This is a genomic window from Martinezella sp. CNPSo 3795, assembly GCF_057784475.1.
Genome location: NZ_JBXSOQ010000002.1, coordinates 705,697 through 724,496 on the forward strand (window position 1 = coordinate 705,697; position 18,800 = coordinate 724,496).

The 18,800-nt window shown below is 61.8% G+C and carries 16 protein-coding genes; 3 read left to right on the forward strand and 13 right to left on the reverse strand.

Features of this window, described 5'->3' with window-relative positions:
• Positions 1-97: 97 nt before the first annotated feature.
• Positions 98-766 (forward strand): haloacid dehalogenase type II, encoded by a 669-nt coding sequence (locus AC13QY_RS08130; RefSeq protein ID WP_113353169.1) that lies wholly within the window; start codon positions 98-100, stop codon positions 764-766.
• Between the two features lie 15 nt (positions 767-781).
• Positions 782-2,056 carry an NAD(P)/FAD-dependent oxidoreductase gene (locus AC13QY_RS08135; protein ID WP_488493196.1) on the forward strand — a complete coding sequence of 425 codons (1,275 nt, stop codon included), beginning with the start codon at positions 782-784 and terminating at the stop codon, positions 2,054-2,056.
• 172 nt (positions 2,057-2,228) lie between these two features.
• On the opposite strand, the gene AC13QY_RS08140 is transcribed toward AC13QY_RS08135, so the two are convergent.
• The 6 genes from AC13QY_RS08140 to argE form a co-directional block, all read right to left on the reverse strand.
• On the reverse strand, positions 2,229-3,686 hold the full coding sequence (locus tag AC13QY_RS08140) for an NAD-dependent succinate-semialdehyde dehydrogenase (protein ID WP_488493197.1): 1,458 nt from the start codon (positions 3,684-3,686) through the stop codon (positions 2,229-2,231).
• A gap of 14 nt (positions 3,687-3,700) precedes the next feature.
• Entirely contained in the window at positions 3,701-4,744 is a 1,044-nt protein-coding gene (locus AC13QY_RS08145; RefSeq protein WP_488493198.1) for a tartrate dehydrogenase, read from the reverse strand.
• Positions 4,745-4,756: 12 nt separating this feature from the next.
• Complete coding sequence (locus tag AC13QY_RS08150; RefSeq protein WP_488493199.1) at positions 4,757-6,220, reverse strand: aldehyde dehydrogenase family protein; 1,464 nt, start codon at positions 6,218-6,220, stop codon at positions 4,757-4,759.
• A gap of 139 nt (positions 6,221-6,359) precedes the next feature.
• A complete protein-coding gene (locus AC13QY_RS08155; RefSeq protein WP_488493200.1) occupies positions 6,360-6,713 on the reverse strand; it encodes a cupin domain-containing protein in 354 nt (117 codons plus the stop codon).
• 24 nt (positions 6,714-6,737) lie between these two features.
• A complete protein-coding gene (locus AC13QY_RS08160) occupies positions 6,738-7,661 on the reverse strand; it encodes a 2-hydroxyacid dehydrogenase (protein WP_488493201.1) in 924 nt (307 codons plus the stop codon).
• A 13-nt stretch (positions 7,662-7,674) separates the two neighbouring features.
• Positions 7,675-8,802, reverse strand: coding sequence for an acetylornithine deacetylase (gene argE / locus AC13QY_RS08165; protein ID WP_488493202.1), 1,128 nt, complete (start codon positions 8,800-8,802; stop codon positions 7,675-7,677).
• Positions 8,803-8,985: 183 nt separating this feature from the next.
• Here argE and AC13QY_RS08170 point away from each other — a divergent pair, with 183 nt between their 5' ends.
• Positions 8,986-9,915 carry a GNAT family N-acetyltransferase gene (locus tag AC13QY_RS08170; protein ID WP_488493203.1) on the forward strand — a complete coding sequence of 310 codons (930 nt, stop codon included), beginning with the start codon at positions 8,986-8,988 and terminating at the stop codon, positions 9,913-9,915.
• 51 nt (positions 9,916-9,966) lie between these two features.
• Here the strand turns inward: AC13QY_RS08170 and AC13QY_RS08175 are convergent, their stop codons facing one another.
• From AC13QY_RS08175 to AC13QY_RS08205, 7 genes are all read right to left on the reverse strand, one after another.
• Positions 9,967-11,091, reverse strand: coding sequence for a M24 family metallopeptidase (locus tag AC13QY_RS08175; RefSeq protein ID WP_488493204.1), 1,125 nt, complete (start codon positions 11,089-11,091; stop codon positions 9,967-9,969).
• Positions 11,092-11,097: 6 nt separating this feature from the next.
• Positions 11,098-12,318 (reverse strand): M20 family metallopeptidase, encoded by a 1,221-nt coding sequence (locus AC13QY_RS08180; protein ID WP_488493205.1) that lies wholly within the window; start codon positions 12,316-12,318, stop codon positions 11,098-11,100.
• 12 nt (positions 12,319-12,330) lie between these two features.
• Positions 12,331-13,983, reverse strand: a complete 1,653-nt coding sequence (locus AC13QY_RS08185) for a dipeptide ABC transporter ATP-binding protein (RefSeq protein ID WP_488493206.1) — start codon at positions 13,981-13,983, stop codon at positions 12,331-12,333.
• Position 13,984: 1 nt separating this feature from the next.
• Positions 13,985-14,815 (reverse strand): ABC transporter permease, encoded by an 831-nt coding sequence (locus AC13QY_RS08190; RefSeq protein WP_113366062.1) that lies wholly within the window; start codon positions 14,813-14,815, stop codon positions 13,985-13,987.
• The gene (locus AC13QY_RS08195; RefSeq protein WP_488493207.1) at positions 14,808-15,755 is read right to left on the reverse strand and encodes an ABC transporter permease; all 948 of its coding nucleotides are present in this window, start codon (positions 15,753-15,755) and stop codon (positions 14,808-14,810) included. The genes AC13QY_RS08190 and AC13QY_RS08195 overlap by 8 nt, the downstream gene beginning before the upstream one ends.
• 117 nt (positions 15,756-15,872) lie before the next feature.
• Positions 15,873-17,423, reverse strand: coding sequence for an ABC transporter substrate-binding protein (locus AC13QY_RS08200; protein WP_488493208.1), 1,551 nt, complete (start codon positions 17,421-17,423; stop codon positions 15,873-15,875).
• 12 nt (positions 17,424-17,435) lie between these two features.
• Complete coding sequence (locus tag AC13QY_RS08205; protein ID WP_488493209.1) at positions 17,436-18,758, reverse strand: M20 family metallopeptidase; 1,323 nt, start codon at positions 18,756-18,758, stop codon at positions 17,436-17,438.
• Between the last annotated feature and the right edge of the window lie 42 nt (positions 18,759-18,800).

An 18,800-nucleotide genomic window follows, 5' to 3' on the forward strand; every position in this document is an offset into this window, starting at 1 on the left:
TGCGGACACGCCAATTCGATCACGTCCGTCGTGGGACTTCAGCCTATGATCGTCTCATAAAGAACGCAGATGCCCTTTAGATAGAGGACGAACGGACATGGCGCCTTTCCGGCCGAAATACATCACCTTCGATTGCTATGGCACGCTCATCAATTTCGAGATGGCCGAAGCGGCTCGCGACATCTATGGCGCCGAGCTCGATGAGGCGAGGATGCTGCAATTCATCAAGAATTTCGCCGCCTATCGGCTGGACGAGGTTCTCGGTGATTGGAAGCCATATGCCAACGTCGTTCACAATGCGGTCGAGCGGACCTGCCGCGCGAATGGCGTCAAGTTCCGCGCGGAAGACGCCAAGGCGATTTATGAACGCGTGCCCGGCTGGGGGCCGCATCCCGACGTGCCAGCCGGACTGGCGAAGGTTGCCAAGGAAATCCCTCTGGTCATCCTGTCCAACGCGATGAACAGCCAGATCATGTCGAATGTCGAGAAACTCGGCGCGCCTTTCCATGCCGTCTATACGGCAGAGCAGGCCAATGCCTACAAGCCGCGCTTCAAGGCGTTCGAATATATGTTCGACATGCTGGGCTGTGGGCCGGAGGACATCCTGCATTGCTCGTCCTCTTTCCGCTATGATCTGATGTCGGCGCATGATCTCGGCATCAAGAACAAGGTCTGGGTCAACCGTGGTCATGAGCCGGCAAATCCCTATTACGGCTATGTCGAGATCGCGGACATATCCGGCCTGCCCGGCGTCGTCGGACTTTAAGGGAAAGGCAGCTTCATGAAATTCGTCTCCTATTGGCACGACACGGCGCCGGCCTTTGCCGGAGGCCGGCAAGGCCCGGTCGAAGGACGATACGACGCCTGTGTCATAGGAGCCGGTTTCACCGGACTGTCCGCGGCCCGGCAACTGGCCAAGGCCGGTGCGAGGGTCGTCGTTCTCGAAGCCGAGCGTGTCGGCTGGGGCGCCTCGGGCCGTAACGGCGGTCATCTGAACAACGGTCTTGCCCACAGTTATCCAGCCGCCAAAGCCGAACTCGGCAGGGAGAGGGCGATCGCGCTCTATAAGGCGCTCGACGCCTCCATCGATACGATCGAGGCGCTTATCGCCGAAGAGGGCATCGACTGCAATTTTCGCCGGGCCGGAAAGCTGAAGCTGGCATCGAAGCCGCAGCATTTCGGATCGATCGCCCGCAATTTCGAAGAGGTTCATGCCGAAGTCGATCCGGATACGGCGCTGCTTACGCCGGACGATCTCAAACAGGAAATCGGCTCGCCTTTCCATGGAGCCATGCTCTTCAAGAAAAGCGCGATGATGCATATGGGCCGCTACGCTGTCGGCCTCGCGGATGCGGCGGTTCGCCATGGCGCGGCAATTTATGAGGCGGCGCCGGTGACGAACAGGCTGCAGGAAAAGGGCAGGCATCGGTTGGTGACACCGCGCGGCGAGATCACGGCCGACAATGTGCTGGTGGCGACCGGTGCCTACACGACCCCGAATTTTAGTTATTTCCGCCGGCGGATCATCTCGGTCGGCAGCTTCCTGATCGCAACCCGACCGCTGACGGCGGATGAGATCGCATCGGTCATGCCGGGAAACCGCACCTGCGTCACCTCGATGAACATCGGCAACTATTTCCGCCTCTCCCCCGACAACCGGTTGCTATTCGGCGGCCGGGCACGATTTTCCGCGACCTCCGACCATCGTTCCGACGCCAAGAGCGGCGCAATTCTGAGAGCGGGTTTGGCCGAGATATTCCCCCAGCTTGCCGGAGTCGATGTCGATTATTGCTGGGGCGGTCTCGTCGATATGACCAAGGATCGCTATCCGCGCGCCGGCTATCATGATGGAAGCTGGTATGCGATGGGCTATTCCGGCCATGGTGCTCAACTGTCGACGCATCTCGGCATCATCATGGCCGATGCCATGCTCGGCCGCGAAGATCACAATCCCATGAGGGATGTCGATTGGCCGGCCGTGCCGGGTCATTTCGGCAAACCATGGTTCCTGCCGTTGGTGGGCCTCTACTATAAGGCGCTGGACAAGTTCCAGTAACGACAGTTGCCGGGATCATGGCGGGCCGATCGCGAACAGATTGACCCGCTATGGTCCTGGATTCTGACCTGAAGCGTGTCACGCAAAAGTGTGTAGCGGTTTTGCGAGAACGACATGCGCAAAATCAAGGATCTAAAGCACAGGAAGCGAATCTGAAAGATCGCGACGTGCTTTAGCCCAGCCCGCCCATGTGAAAGCTTTTCATCTCGAGATATTCCTCGATACCGGCTTGCGCGCCCTCACGGCCGATCCCGGATTGCTTGACGCCGCCGAAGGGGGCAACTTCCATCGACACCGAGCCGGTATTGAGCCCGACCATGCCGAATTCCAAGGCCTCGCCGACGCGCCAGGCGCGCTTGAGATTGTCGGTATAGAAATAGGACGCCAGGCCAAAGGGCGTACCGTTGGCGATCGCGATCGCCTCGTCTTCGGTCTCGAAGCGGAAGAGCGGCGCCACCGGTCCGAAGGTCTCTTCGCCGGCAAGCTCCATCTCGGTCGTTGCCCCGGTCAGGACGATCGGAGCCGTATATTGTCCGCCGTCGGGTAGCTGCCGGGCGGCTGTGATGATCGTTGCGCCCTTTGCCAGCGCGTCGCGGACATGCCGGTCGATTTTCTCGATTGCCGCCTGGTTGATCATCGGGCCGATCGACACGCCGGCCTCCGTGCCCGGCCCGACCTTCATGGCATCGACCTTCGCTTTTAGTTTCGCTGCGAAGGTGTCATAGACGCTCGATTGCACAAGGAGCCGGTTGGCGCAGACGCAGGTCTGGCCGCCATTGCGGAACTTGGAGGCAAGCGCGCCTTCGACGGCCAGATCGAGATCGGCGTCGTCGAAGACGATGAAGGGCGCGTTACCGCCGAGTTCGAGGCTGAGCCGCTTGATGCTGCCGGCGGCACCGCGCATCAGCAGCGCGCCAACCCTCGTCGAGCCGGTGAAGGAGATCTTGCGCACGGTTTCGTTGCCCATGATCTCGTTGCCGATCTCGGCCGGCATGCCGGTGACGATATTGATGACGCCTGCTGGGATGCCGGCGCGCTCGGCAAGGACCCCGAGGGCGAGCGCGGAATAGGGGGTGAATTCCGAGGGCTTGATCACAACAGCGCAGCCTGCGGCAAGGGCGGGCGCGACCTTGCGCGTGATCATCGCATTGGGAAAATTCCAGGGCGTGATGATGCCGCAGACGCCGACCGGCTCCTTGAGCACGATGATGCGGCGATCGGGTGTGGGAGACGGTATCGTGTGGCCGTTGATGCGGCGGGCTTCCTCGGCGAACCATTTCACGAAGGAGGCGCCATAGCGGATTTCCCCACGGGCTTCATCGAGCGGTTTGCCTTGCTCCGTTGTCAGAATGAGGGCGAGATCGTCGACATTCTCAAGCATGAGATCGTGCCAGGCTTCGAGAAGGGCGGCACGTTCCGCATTCGTCTTGCGCTTCCAGCCGCGCTGCGCGCGCTCGGCAGCCGCGATCGCGTCGCGCGTCTCGCTAGAACCCATGTCGGGCACCGTGCCGATGGCAGCCTGTCTGGCGGGGTCTTGAACATCCACCGCCGCGCCTGAGGCGGCCGCGACCCAGCCTCCATCGATCAATCCCTTGTCACGAAAAAGCTGCTTGTCTTTCAAATCCAACATGAGGTCCTCTGCAATCAGGAGAGCGCGGCGATGATGCCGGCGGTGATGGTTTCCGTTCGATCCTTGCCCGGAAGTGTGCCGATGCCGCGCGCGGTTGCTGCCTCCATCGCCGCGATGATGCGGGTGGCAGCATCCCTTTCGCCCAGATGATCGAGCATCATCGCTCCCGACCAGATGGCGGCGATCGGGTTGGCGATGCCGCGCCCGACAATGTCCGGGGCTGAACCGTGAACCGGCTCGAACATCGATGGGGCGTTGCGCTGCGGGTTGATGTTGGGTGAAGCCGCAAATCCAAGGCCGCCCTGAATGGCCGCGCCAAGATCGGTCAGGATATCGCCGAACAGATTGGAGGCGACGACGACGTCGAGGCTTTCCGGCGCCATTACCATGCGGGCCGCCATCGCGTCGATGTGATAGCTCGTGACTTCGACATCGGGATATTCGGCCGAAAGCCTGGCGGTGATTTCGTCCCAGAACACCATGGAATATTTCTGGGCATTGGACTTGGTGACGGAGGCAAGCCTGCGGCGCCGGGCACGCGCCTGCTCGAAGCCGAAACGCAGAATGCGCTCGACGCCCGCGCGGGTAAAGATCGACGTCTCCACCGCGACTTCATCACTCGTGCCCTGATGGACGCGACCGCCGGCGCCCGAATATTCACCCTCGGTGTTTTCGCGGATGCAGAGAATGTCGAATGTTTCCGCCCGCAGCGGTCCCTGGACCCCCGGCAGCAGCCGGTGCGGTCGGATATTGGCATATTGCACGAAGGCCTTGCGGATCGGCAGCAACAGGCCGTGCAGCGAGACCGCATCGGGCACTTCGGCCGGCCAGCCGACGGCCCCGAGTAGGATCGCATCGAACGACCTTAGCGTCTCGATCCCGTCTTCCGGCATCATCCGCCCCGTCTGCTTGTAGAATTGGCAGGACCACGGAAATTCGGTGCTATTCAGTGCAAAGCCGCCAGCCTTGGCGGCAACTTGCAGCACCGACCATGCGGCGTCTGTCACGTCCTTGCCGATGCCGTCACCAGGGATCAGAGCGATCGAATAGGTCTTCATGGTATAGGTCCCTCAAAGGCTGATGAGCACGCTCTTCGTTTTGCGATTGGCAAGATAAGCCTCGCGTCCCAGGTCCTTGCCGATGCCGGAGCGCTTATAGCCGCCGGTCGGTAAGATATGATCCCGCGAGCGGCTGTAGCGATTGACCCAGACCGTACCTGCCTGAATCTGTCGGCTGAGGCGGATGGTACGCGACAGGTCGGATGTAAACAGGCCCGCGGCGAGCCCATAGGAGGGGTGATCGGCAAGCACCATCGCTTCGTCTTCGTCCTCGAAAGTCTGCAGCGTCAGGACCGGCCCGAAGATTTCCTCGAGAATGGCGGGAGAAGACGGATCGAGATCGGTCAAAAGCGTCGGTTCGTAGAAGTAACCCGGCCTATCCATCGGCTTGCCGCCGGCGATACAGCGGCCGCCTTCGCTGATCGCGGCAGCGACGATCGCGTCGATCCGGTCGCGCTGGCGTTCGGAGATGATCGGCGAATAGCGTGTCGCCTCATCCCAGGTGGGGCCAGGACCGATATCCGCCATCCGCGCGATGAGGGCTTCCGTGAATTGGCCGGCAACGCTTGCCTCCACGATCACGCGCGTCGCGGCGACGCAAGCCTGGCCGGCATTGAAGAGAATGCTGCCGACGATCGCATCGGCCGCTTTCGAAAGATCGGCGTCCTTGAAGACGATCTGCGGGCTCTTGCCGCCAAGCTCCAGGGTCACCGGCTTGATGCCAGAGCGGGCGATATTCTCCATGATCGCGGATCCCGCTCGGGTGGAGCCAGTGAAGCTGACCTTGGCGATATCGGGATGGCCGGTGAGCGCCGTACCGGTGGCGAGCCCGTCGCCGAGAACGACGTTGAAGAGGCCGGCGGGCAATCCGGCCCTCACGGCGAGCTCGGCCAGGTAAACAGTCGAAAATGGCGTCATTTCGGAAGGCTTGAGGACGACGGCATTGCCTGCGGCAAGCGCCGGACCGAGCTTCCAGCCGGCCATGGAGACCGGAAAGTTCCAGGGCGTGATCGCGCCGACGACCCCGTAGGGTTCGCTGAGGATCATGCCGAAGGTCTTGTCATCGGTGGGCACGACATCGCTGCCTTCCTTGTCGGCGAATTCGGCAAAGAAACGGATCTGCTCCGCGGTGACCGCTATGTCGCCGGCCGGCAATTGACTGATCAATCGGGTGGAGGACAGAGCCTCTATTCGAGCCAGCGTCTCCGTCTCCGCTTCAATCAGGTCCGCCCAGGCATGCATTACGCGGACACGTTCGCGCGGCCGCAGGCCGCTCCAGTTGCTCGCCTTCAATGCCGCCTTGGCCGATTCGACGGCGCGGTCCACCATCTCGTGGCTCGCAATCGGGCAACCTGCATAAGGCTTGCCGTCGGAGGGCCTTTTCATGTCGATCTCGCCGGGAGCTTCAATGAGCTCCCCGCCGATGAAATGGCCGATCGGCAATGGCAAGGTGTCAGGATCGAAGCTCAAGCTCATGGGAAGCTCTTTCTTAAGGCTTTACCAGAGCCTAGCGCCGGCTTACGAGCAGCTTGCTCCGTATGCCGGCGCGCGGGCCGACGAATCTTGCGTTTCAGCTGGCGCGAACAGTGATTTCTGTTGCGGCGGCCAGCAGCTTTCATCCCACCGTCACATAGATCTTGCGAACGGTCTCGATCGTCTTCCATCTGCCCACGAAGCCCGGCTTCATCACAAAGCTGTCGCCGGCCCGGTAGATGACCGGTTCGCCGTCATCGGGGGTGATTTCCACGACACCCGACAGGATGTGGCAGAATTCGAAGGTCTTGCCCTTGATCGACCGGGTCTCGCCTGGCGTCGCCTCCCAGACACCAGTGCGCACGGCGCCGTCCTTCGCCTCATCCTGCGCCCAGGTCTTGAACGAAGGATCGCCGGCAATCAGTCTTTCCGGCAAGGCTTTGGATTCACGCGGGGCCGTACCGGGATTGGTTACGACGGTCTTGAGGAAGGTCATGGCGAGCCTTTCATTGCTATGGGTTCAATATCCGCGCCGCCGGTCGACGAGCCCGATGGGATCCTGGCCTGCGCGATAACGACGGATGTTGTCGATCACCGCGCGTGCGGCGGTATCGGGCTGTGTAACGCTGGCGATATGCGGAGTGAGCATGATTTTCGGGTGTCGCCATAAAGGGTGACCCGAGGGCAGGGGTTCTGGGTCGGTCACGTCGATCACCGCCGCCGCCAGACGGCCGCTATCGAGCGCCTCGATCAGCGCGTGCGCATCGAGCTGTGGGCCGCGACCGGCATGCACGAGCATCGCCCCCGCCGGAAGGCCGCCAAGAAGCGTGCCGCCCAGGAACCCCGTGGTCTCCGGCGTCAGAGGCAGCAGGCAAATGAGAATGTCCGTCGCAGCCACCATGGTTCTGAGGCCGGTTTCGCCGTGATGACACTCGACGCCCTCGATCGTCCGGGGGGATCTGCTCCAGCCGGCGAGTGGGAAACCGAAGGGCTTCAGCCGCTCGAGCACGGCTGTCCCGAGAACGCCCAATCCCAGAACTCCGATTCGTCTTTCATGCGCCTGGCGCTGAGGCAGGCCGCGCCACTCCCCGGCGCGCTGCTGCGCAAGATAGGAAAGAAGGCCGCGATGCAGCGCGAGCACCGCAAGCGTCACATATTCCTGCATCATCCTGACGATGCCATCCTCGACCATGCGGACGATCTTCACATGCTCGGGCACGAGATCCGTCTTGAACTGGTCGACGCCCGCGCCGATCGAAAACAGGATTTCCAGATTGCGGTAACGGGCGAGGTCGTCGGGCACCGTCCAAGTGATGAGGAAGCGAACTTCATCAGGATCGACGCTCGCCGCGTTCATCGAAAATGCCAGATCCGGCAGTTCCTCGGCGAAGGCCCGCGCGAAGATCGCTCCGCGCTTGGCATCCGAATTGAAGAGAAATGTCATGGCGATCGCTCCCTCAAGCCCGTGCGCAGCGCGCGGCCAGGGCCAATATCATCTGGCGGCATTCCTCGAGTTCGTCCTCTAGAATGTATTCGTCGGGCTTGTGGGCGCGCTCTATGTCGCCAGGCCCGCAGATGATCGCATCGATCCCGGCTGCCTGATATAGGCCAGCCTCGGTCCCGTAGCTGACCGCCGCAAGCGACGGCCTGCCGGTCATTTCTTCCAACAGGGCTGCAAGTGGCGCGTCCTTCGCAAGCGACAGCGCGGGATAGGCACTGAGCGGCGTCCAATCGACGGAAAAGCCCTGTTCCTTGAGCATGTCAGCGCAATGGCGAATCGGGGCAAGCAGTTCCTCAGGGGCCACGTCGGCGATAGCACGTGCCTCGAGGTCGAGCCGGCAGTTGTCGGGGACGATGTTCAGCGCCAGTCCGCCGGACACAATGCCGGCCTGAAGCGTCGAGTACGGCGGCTCGAATACGGGGTCGAACGGGCCGAGCGTCAGCCGCCGAGCTTCATCGACCGCCGAATTGAGCACCCGCGACATGGCATGAATGGCGTTGAGCGCCAGGTCTGGACGAGACGAATGGCCCGCCCGTCCGCCGACGGTGACGCGAGCCGCCGCTTTCCCCTTATGGGCGCGCACGGCTTGCATGCGGCTGGGCTCGCCGATGATAGCGCCTTGCGGGGGCGCGCAGAGTTCCTTCATCCGCGCCAGTAGATGCGGCACGCCCCGGCATCCCGCTTCTTCGTCATAGGAGAATGCGAGATGAATGGGACGGGCAAGATTTGCCCTGGCAAGTTCCGGCGCCGCGGCAAGCGCTGCGGCAAGAAACCCTTTCATGTCGGTCGTACCACGCCCGTGGAGCCGATCGGCCTCCTTTCTGAGCGTGAAAGGTTCCGACGTCCAGCCGGGCTCTCCAGCGGGAACGACATCCATATGGCCAGATAAGATATAACCCGCGACATCCCTGGGGCCGATCGTGGCAAAGATGTTGGACCTGTCACCTTCAGGCCCTGGAAGCACGGTGACGTGGATTCCGAGACCTTGCAGATACGTCTGGATCCAGACGACGATCCCGTCATTCGGCGTGCCGACGACGCTCGGAAAGGCGACAAGACGGGCGAGGATTTCAACCGTGTCCATATGCTCCTCGGCGGCTGCGGCATTTGCTGACATTTCCCAATAGCATTGACCTGCGCTTTCATAATTGCATGCCGAATGTCGAAGTGTTTCAGTCGATTGTTGTGCAGGCACACGCAATTCGAGCTAATTGTATCGGCGGGCGTCGCCTATCCTTGCTGACGGGGAGCGCGTCTGTTTTGGTGCATGGGTATAGGTAGCAGGTTTCGAGGTGGTCCAGTGAAGGTATCTGACAGTTTGCGGGTCGATGCTTTCTCCATGCATATCGGCGACATCAAGGACGTGGAGCTCGATCAGTTGCACGCGCTGTCGATCTCGGTCCGTTGGCCGCATCGAGCCGAAGACTGGGAATTTCTAAGGCAGACGGGTAGCGGCATCGTCGCACTCGACGAGATCGGTCGCGTCATGGGATCTGCCATGTGGTTTCCGCACGGAGACGAGTTTGCCACCGTCGGCATGGTGATTACCTCTCCGCGTTTGCAGACCAATGGCACCGGCCAATGGCTGATGAGCCGGATCCTCGACAAGGTTGCGGGACGCCGCCTCAGCCTCAGCGCGACACGGGCGGCGCGGCGTCTGTATCTTTCGCTGGATTTCAAGCCGGAAAAGACGGTCTACCAATGTCAGGGGGAGGCGCGGATCGCGAAGGATTTCGCGCCGCTGCATTCGGACGGCACGGTAAGGCGGCTTGGCGCCGACGATCTTGCAGCGATCCTGCGGCTCGATGCCATGGCCTTCGGTGCCGATCGCTCGGAGCTGGTCAGGCGTCTCCACGAGCAATCGATCGGTTACGGCCTGTTCCGGGGAGCGGATTTGCAGGCTTTCGCCTTGTGCCGGCCCTTCGGACGCGGCCATGTCGTCGGGCCCGTGGTTGCGTCAAGTGACGGCGATGCGATTGTCGTGGTCGAGCCACACGTGGCGCATCATGCCGGCCAATTTCTCCGTCTCGACACGCACATGGAGAGCGGCGATTTCGCCTCTTACGTGTCGCAGTGCGGGATGCTTGTCTACGATACCGTCCTGACCATGTCGCTTGGAAACCATCCCTCCAATAGAAACAAGGCCAGCGCCGGTATGGCGGCCACATATGCTCTTGCTAGCCAGGCGCTCGGCTAAAATCTCGGCACGATCTCGCCGCGCGCAGGCCCTGCGCGCGTCGGCCAAATGTTATTTAGCCAAACCGAGGAGGTGGCGTGGCGTCATCGTCAGCAGCCTTCCACCCTCCGGCGTAACGACCACCGTCTCGCTGAATCCAAGCCTGGCGGCTGTCGTATAGACATGGAAAACCATGCCTTCCTCCAGCGGCCAATCTGCATCCGGCAGAAAGACCCGGGAGAAATCGCTGGTGCGCGGCGTGCGGGTATAGAGACCAAGCGTATAGGCCGTTACATTGTCGTAACGCTGTCTCAGGCCTGACGACAAGAGACCCTGACGGACAATGGCATCCGCCTCGCAGGCAGGAACGCCCGGCTTCATGGCTTCGATCTGCCGGTCCTGCAGCGCGATGATGCGCGAGGCGATATCCTGAAGCCTTGCCGATGCACTGCCGATGACGATCGGCCGCATGAGACGGGCACCATAGCCGCCCACGCGCGGAATAAGCTCCACGTGCAGAATATCGCCTGCGTCAAGCAATTCACTCTTGAAAGAGCCGTGCAGGAATTGGTGGTCGCCGCTGGCCTTGACGATAGGACCGGTCTCGCCGCTATCAGCACCTTCAAGCAGGAAGGTGGCAGCCGCCGTCGCTGCGGCCGTACGGGTCGAAGAGCCGGCTCGCGTATTCTGCGCTATCGCCAGCATGGCTCTGTCGGCGATGCCGGCCGCTTGCGTCAGAACGGCAATCTCGCGAGCCGATTTGACCCATCGCAGACTGTCGCTGATGCCAGGAAGAGCGACGAATTGCGCTTGGGGCAGGTGCGCCTTAAGCTTGGCCGCCGTATCGGCGCTGAAGCTATAGGAGGCGAAGTCGGCGCCGATGCGGGCGCTGGCGAAACCTCGAGCATGGATGCTGCTGGCGATCGCCTCGTGCGGATTGGTCGTATCGGCGAACCCGATGATATCGGAAATCCAGGTTTTTTCCCTGCACGGCGCTTCGTCGAGCTCGCGCAGGACGAACCAGGGCGCACCGTGTCGCGGGAAAAAGGCGGCGCGGTACATGGTTTCCGAAACGGTATAACCGGTAAGCCACGCAAGGAGCTCACCGCTGTCGATCAGGAGGAGATCGACACCGGCGGCGTCCATGGCGGCATGTGCCTTGGCGATACGCCAATCATATTCGTCACGAGGAAACATGCGGCCTCAGGCAGCCTCGCAAATGTCGAGAATGGTGAGCATGTAGACCCGGATCATGTCGAGATAGTCGACGATGTCGACGCGTTCGTCCGGCATGGTGTTGTACCGGCCGCCTGGTCCGCAGACGATGCCTTCCATGCCGAGCTCATGGTAGAGATGGCCGGCGTCCGTTCCGTAAAAGCGCGTGGGCGTAATGGCGCCCGTCGGCTGCGTCTCGCCGCGGACGGTCTCATAGGCGGCGTTGATCGAGGTCACGATGCGTGAGGTCGGCGAGACTTCGAAAGGCGGCATCAGGGGACGGCCTTCGATCATCTCAGGCACCAGCTTGGCTTTCAGTCCGGGAAAGCGCTTTTCGAGCGCGACCAATTCCGCGGCGAGATCGGCAAGCACACCTTCCTGCGTCTGGCCCGGCGCATAGCGGGCCGAACCTCGGATGCGGACGAAATCGGCGACCTGCGGCGGGCGCCATTCCTCCAGCTCACGCCCGAGCGCACCATGGATAACACCGACATGGCCGCGATTGATCGAGCGGTGCACTTCGCTTCTCGCGCCGGTGAAGGTCATGGCGTTGATACGCGGAATGAGATCGCAGGCGGCGGCGATGGCGTCGACCGATTGTTCGCGTTTGGACAGGTGCCGTGTGTCGCCGGTAAGCTCGATCACGAAGCTTAGCGCGGCGGCATGCATCGTCACGGCGGCAAGATCGCTCGGCTCGCTGTTGATGAAATAGTCGGCTTTAACGCCGTTGCGGATGGCTGCAAGCGTGCCCACGCCGCCCTGAAGCTCGCCGACGACATAGGTCAGGATCACATCGCCCTTCAGCTTGACGCCGGCGTCGAGCAAGGTCTTGACCGCGCAGAAGTAGGCGGCATCCCCCGCTTTCATGTTGGATACGCCGATGCCATAGATGAATTTGTCGTCGACGAGGCCGCCCCAGGGATCGACGGTCCAGCCCTCGGTAACCGGGTTTGTATCGAGATGGCCGTTGAAGAGCAGGCTCTTTCCACCGCCGGTTCCCTTTAGGCGTCCGATCGCATTGAAGCGCTCGCCATTATCGAAGGGCTCCAGTTCGGACTGAAGTCCGATCGCCTCCATCTTGCGCGCCATGATGCGCGCAAGCTCGCGTTCGCCTTCGGTCTGGGAATGGCTCTTCTGGCGAACCATCATCGACAGGAAGTCGAGGCAGCTCTTCTCATCGATTGTTCCGATGAGCGATTTCGGGTCCATTTGTAATACTCCTTAGAAGTCTTGTTCTGTAGGTGCGGCGCCGACAGGCGTCGGGACCGCGGCAAGCAGCCGGCGCGTATAGTCGGCCCGCTCGGGGCTGGTGATGTCTTCCGCCGGCACGACTTCGAGGAGATCGCCGCGATACATCACCGCGATGCGGTGCGCGATCTGACGAATGAGGTTGAGGTCGTGGGTGATGAAGAGGAAGGCGGTGGAATGCTCGCGATGCAGTTCCAGCAGCAGCTCGATGATGGAGGCCTGCACCGAGACGTCGAGCGCCGAGGTGATCTCATCGCAGATCACCAGCTTCGGTCTGGATGCGAAGGCGCGCGCGATGGCGACGCGCTGCTTTTCGCCGCCGGAGAGCTGATGCGGATAGCGATCGGCATGGGTACGCGGCAGGCGCACCTGTTCGAGCATGTCGCCGATCCATTGCGCGATGGCCCCATTCTCGCCTTCGCCATAGAGCTTCAGCGGCCGCGCCAGGATTTCGCGGATTTTCTGGCGCGGATTGAGCGAGGCGTCCGGATGCTGGAAGATCATCTGGACATTCTTGCGATAGGATTTGTCCATGTCGGCAAGGCCTGAAATCGTCCGCCCGGCGAAGGTCATCCGGCCCTCGAAGGGATTGAGCCCGGTCATTGCCTTGGCAAGCGTCGATTTGCCGGAGCCTGATTCCCCGACGATGCCGAGGATCTCTCCCGGCTGCACGCTGAGGCTGACGGCACGATTGCCCGCGAAGCGCTCGAAGGACCGGCCGGTCAGCGCCGACAGGAACGGCTTGCGGCCGTAGTGCACGCTGACATTCTCGACCTTCATCAACGGCTGGTCCTGATAGGACGGGCGCGTCTGCGTCCGGCGGTCGCTCGGCCGAGGCACCGCGGCGATCAGCTGACGCGTATAATCACGCTGTGGCGCATGGAAGATCGCGTCGACCGCTCCCTGCTCGACGATTTCGCCGCGGCGGATGACGGCAACCCGTTTCGCGGTGCGCGACAGCAAGGCGAGATCATGCGAGATATAGAGCGAGGCGACGCCCGTCTCGGCCTGCAGGTCGAGGAAGAGGTCGAGGATCTGACGGGAGGTGATGACGTCGAGCGCCGTCGTGGGCTCGTCGAAGATGATGCATTCCGGATTGCAGGCAAAGGCGGTGGCGATAACCACGCGCTGCTTCTCGCCGCCCGATGCCTCGTGCGGCATGCGCTTCATCATGTCAGCGGGGCTTTTAAGGCCGACACGATGCAGCATGGCTTCGCCCTCGCTCCAGGCCTGCCTTGCGGTCAGGCCGCGATGGCGCCTCAGCGTTTCCGTGAGCTGCGTGCCAAGCGAGAGCGTCGGGTTGAGCGAGGTGCCGGGGTCCTGGAACACCATGCTGATCCGTTTGCCCCGCATGCGATTGACCTCGGCCGGCGATTTCGCCGTTAGATCCTCGCCGCGAAGCCGGATGTCGCCACCGACCTCCCGAGCGTTCGCCGGCAGATAGCGCATGATCGACCAGGCCATCGAGGTTTTGCCCGAGCCGGACTCGCCGACGAGGCCGAGAATCTCGCCGGCTCTGACTTGAAGATCGATATTCTTGAGCGCATGAAACACGCCGCCCGCCGTCAGATAGTCGAGCGAATAATTGCGGACCTGTAGGACGATATTGCTTGCCGTTTCTGTCATCTCAGCCTCCGGTACGCGGGTTGAGCGCATCGCGCAGGCCGTCGCCGAGAAGATTGAAGCCGATGGCGACAATGGCGATGGCGAGGCTCGGCCAGATCAGGATGCCGGCGCTGAGGTGCATGTATTGTCTCGCCTCCGAGACCATCAGCCCCCATTCGGTGGCGGGCGGCTGGGCGCCCAGACCAAGGAAGCTCAGCGTCGCGAACAGCATGACGGCGAAGGAAACGCGGATCGTCGTTTCCACCACGATGGGTGCGACGACATTCGGCAGCATTTCGCGCAGGATGATGTAACGCGAGCTTTCGCCGCGGGCGATCGCCGCGCTCACATAGTCCTGCTTGCGCACGGCAAGGGCTACGCTGCGAGTGATGCGCGCCATGCCCGGCGCGAAGGCAACGGCGACGGCGACCAGCGCATTGATGCTGCTGGACCCGAGCAGATTGACGATCAGCAGCGCGAACAGAAGGTTCGGGATTGCCATGATCGCATCGATAGTGCGCATGATGAATTCGTCGGCGCGGCCGCCCAGGAAGGCCGATACCGTTCCGATGAGGGCTCCGGCAAGCGTGCCGGCAAGCGTGGCGAAGACCGCCATCGTCACGGTCGAGCGCGCACCGATCAGCAGGCGGCTCAAGATATCGCGGCCGTATTGGTCGGTGCCGAGAAGGAAATTCGCGCTCGGTCCCTTATAGCGGGCAAGGATCGACATGGCTTCCGGATCGCGTGGAGCAAGCCAGGGACCGAAGACGACGACGATGAAGACGAGGACGACCAGGAAAAGGCCGACCGCGCCCTGCGGCGTGCGCAGCAGCCGTTTGAGAAGCTCAATCATACTGGATCCTCTTGTCGAGCCATGCGTAGAGAATGTCGGCGGCGAAATTGACGATGGAATAGGTTGCCGCCATGAGCAGCACGCCGGCCTGGATTGCCGGCAGGTCGCGCGTCTGGATGGCGACGATCAACTGCCTGCCGATGCCGGGAAGGGCGAAGATTTCCTCGACGACGATGATGCCGCCGAGGAGATAGCCGACATCGAGCGCGACGACGGTAATGGTCGGCAGTAGGGCGTTGCGCAGCGCATGACCGAACAGCACTCTTGATGTGGAAAGACCCTTCAGCCGCGCCGCGCGGATGTAATCGGTATGCAGCACATCGACGAGTTCGGAACGCACCATGCGGGAGACATGCGCGATGAGGATGATCGACACCACGCAAACCGGCAGTACCAGATGGGCAAGGCCGTCGACAAAATTTTCGGTCAGCGGCACATAGCCGGTCGGCGGCAAAAGCTTCGCCCAATCGGCGACGAAGAGCACCGCGAGCGTCGCCGTCACGAATTCCGGCAGCGATACGCCGGCATAGGAGATGAGGCTGACGATCATGTCGGCGAGCTTGCCGCGGCGGATCGCTGCGAGGACACCGAGCGGTATGGCAAGCGCGAGCATCAAGGCGATGGAGAGCACGGCGAGTAGAAGCGAACGGCCGAGAGCCTGGAGCATGGCCGGCCCGACGGGCTGGCCGGTGCGCAGCGACTGGCCGAAATCGCCATGCAGGACGCCGCCCAGCCAATGCAGATATTGCAGCCAGACGGGATCGTTCAATCCCATATTCTGGCGCAGTGCCTCAAGCGCCTGGTCGGTGGCGTTCTCCCCAAGCATCATCACGGCGGCATCCGCCGGCAGGACCTGGGTGATCGCGAAGACGACGAGCGACACGATGAAGAGCGTGTAAACGATCATCAAAAGCCGCTTCAGGAGATAGTTCGGTGACAAGGGCCATTCCCTGGCGTTGGAGCGACCGGTCGCTTCAACATAAGCGCCGATCTCTTGCTATGGGATGCGTCGCGAAGGTCATTGGCCTCGCGACGCTCATTCAGCTCGCAGGTGCTATCAGCTCCGCTTCGGCGCCTTGTCCGTCAAGGAGACATAATCGAGACGGAAGACGGAAGCGCGCGGATGGACCTCGAAACCGGCGACCCAATCCCGCTTGGCGGCGAGAACATCGAAGAAGACCGGAATGATGGAAGGAACGTCCTCATTCATCAGCTTCTGCGCCTCGGCATAAAGCTCCTTGCGCTTGGCTTCGTCGGTGATGCCGCGCGCTTGGTTGACGACCTTGTCGAAGGCGGCATTGTTCCAGCGCGTTTCATTCCAAGCGGCATCGGAGGTGTAGAGCAGCTTGAAGATCGCATCCGCCGTCGGCTGCATGTTGTAGAAGCCGACATAGAAACTGCCCTTCTTCCACACCTGCTCGAGATAGGTCGCGTGCGGCATCGTCTGGACGTTGATGTTGATGCCGGCTTCCTTCGCCATCTCGCGCAATGCGACAGCGAGCTGGGTGCGCTGGCTCGGCTTGTCGGATGCAATCAGCGTCGCCTCGAAGCCGTTCGGATAACCGGCCTCGGCCAGCAGCTTCTTGGCTTCCTCGATATTGGCCTGGCGCAGCGGCAGGTCGGCATAGAAGCGATAGGAGGAATTGAGGGCGGTATCGTTACCCGGCGTGCCGAAGCCTTCGGTGACGAAGTCGACCATCGCCTGCCGGTCGACGGTAAGCGCCAGCGCGCGGCGAACGCGCGCATCATTGAAGGGCTTTGTGTCGCAGCCGAAATTGATGTTGCAGAACTGGCCCGACGGCACGCGCAGCGGATTGACGCCTTGGGCATCCTTCATCCGCAGATATTCGGTCGGCTGCACGGTCGAAATGATGTCGATATCGCCGGCAAGCAGGGCCGAGGTCTGCGCCGAGGTGTCCGGGAAAACCTGGATTTCGACGCGATCTAGATGGGGACGCTTCGGATCGTAATAATCGGGATTGCGCTCGACGACGATCAGACGGTCAGGTTCGTAGGAGACAAGCTTGAACGGGCCGGTGCCGACGGCCGTGGTCGACAGCTTCTTGAAGTCGCCTGTGGCGATGGAGGCTGGGATGATGCGAGCGACCGTGTAAGCTGTCGCCACTGGGAAGTCGGCGTAAGGGGTCGAAAGTTTGAAGACGGCGGTCAGCGGATCGGCCGCGATCACGTCGGCGATCGGGCCGACATTGTTGAGTGCCGGCGAAGCGTTCTTCGGATCGAGGATTGCCTTGAAGCTCTGGACGACATCGTTTGCGGTCAGCGGCGATCCGTCATGGAACTTGACGCCGCTACGCAGCTTGAAGGTCCATTCCGTCAGCGCATCGTTGGCGCTCCAGCTTTCGGCAAGATCCGGCTCGACCGACATATCGACCTTCAACCGGGTTAGATTGCTGTAGAGCAACTCGGTGACCATGTATTCCGGGTTGACGCGCGTCAGCAGCGGATGGATCACGCTTGCGGCCTGATCGACGGAAATGCGCAATGTGCCGCCCTTGGCTGGAACGGCGGCTTGAGCAAAGCCGATGGCAGGCGTTGCCAGAATGGCGGCGGTACTCGCCAGGAAATGACGTCGATTCAGCTTCAGCATTGCGATGTTCCCTTATTTTGATGGTGCGTGTTCTGGAATAAGGCCGGCCTCAAAGTCGCGGGCGAGATAGGCAAGGATGCTCTGCGCCAGCGCGACGATATCCGTGGTCGTCGTATGTTCGTCGGCGCTATGGATGCAGCTCTCCGGACGTCCAAGGCCGCCGAGCAGCACTTCCTGCATCGCACCCGTTTGCTGCACGTAGCCGAAATCGGAGCAGCTGGCGGCACCCCATTTGCTGAAATCGGAATCCTGATAGCCGAAGCCGAGGCTGAGCGCCTTCTGCCAGCGCGGCCAATGCGGACCGTCCGGGTCTGAGGTCGGAATAAGATGGCCGACAAGATCGATCTCGACGCGCAGCTCGGGCGATTTTGCCATGACGGTGCGTACGAGCTCTTCGATCTCAGCCCTTGCCGTTTCGTAACTTTCCTCGGGTGCGTAACGGCGGCTGACGAGGACCTTCAGCTCCGCGGGAACCTGTCCTCCCGACGTACCGCCATTGATGGCGGCGATGGAAAGCTGTGGCCGCAGCGGTCCGCTCGCATGCGGCGGCGCTGGCAAGGCGGATGCGAAGGCAGCCACTTGCGGCTTCAAGGCGTGCAAGGCATTCAGAAGCGGAAGGGCTCCGTCGATGGCATTGATGCCCGAGCCGGTGCGGTTGCCTTCGCCCGCGTGAACCGCATGGCCGCGAATAGTGATCTGAAGATTGAAGACGCCGAAGCAGCCTGCCCAGATGCGTGGTGCCGCCGAACCGTTGAAATTGACGATATGTCCCTTGAGCATGCCCTGCTCGGCGAGATATCGGATTCCCGGATAGAGGCCGCCTTCCTCATCGGTGCAGAGGAGCAGCATCGGATCGTAGGCGAGCTCGACCCCACACGCATCGGCGGCACGCAGCGCAAGGAGAGTCGCCGCGATGGTGCCTTTCATGTCCGCAGCTCCAAGCCCGAAGAGGCGTTCGCCTTCGCGGCGCAGACAGAGCGGATCCTGTTGCCAGGCAGGGGCGGCCGGAACCGTGTCGACGTGGTAGTACAGCCCGCAAACCGGCTTGCTGCCGGATCGCGCGGCAATGAGATTAACCCGCGCCCCTTGGGCAGGGCCATTGCTGACCCGCCACAGCTCTTCCGGAACGGTAACCTCCCGGCAAAGAAAGCCCATGGGTTCCAGCAGGCCCGACATCAGCGCCGCAAAGGCGGGATAGCCGTCTCCGGGCGGAAAAGAGGTGTCGATCGCGACCATCCGCGCGAGGTCGCTGACAGCGCTTTCGACGGTCTCTTCAATGATTTTCAAGGCGCTTGCAAATGGCTCCTCGAAAGATGACAAGATTTGATCGCGCATGCTCGAATTCCGAAAAGACGCGCAGAAACACATGGAGGTTCC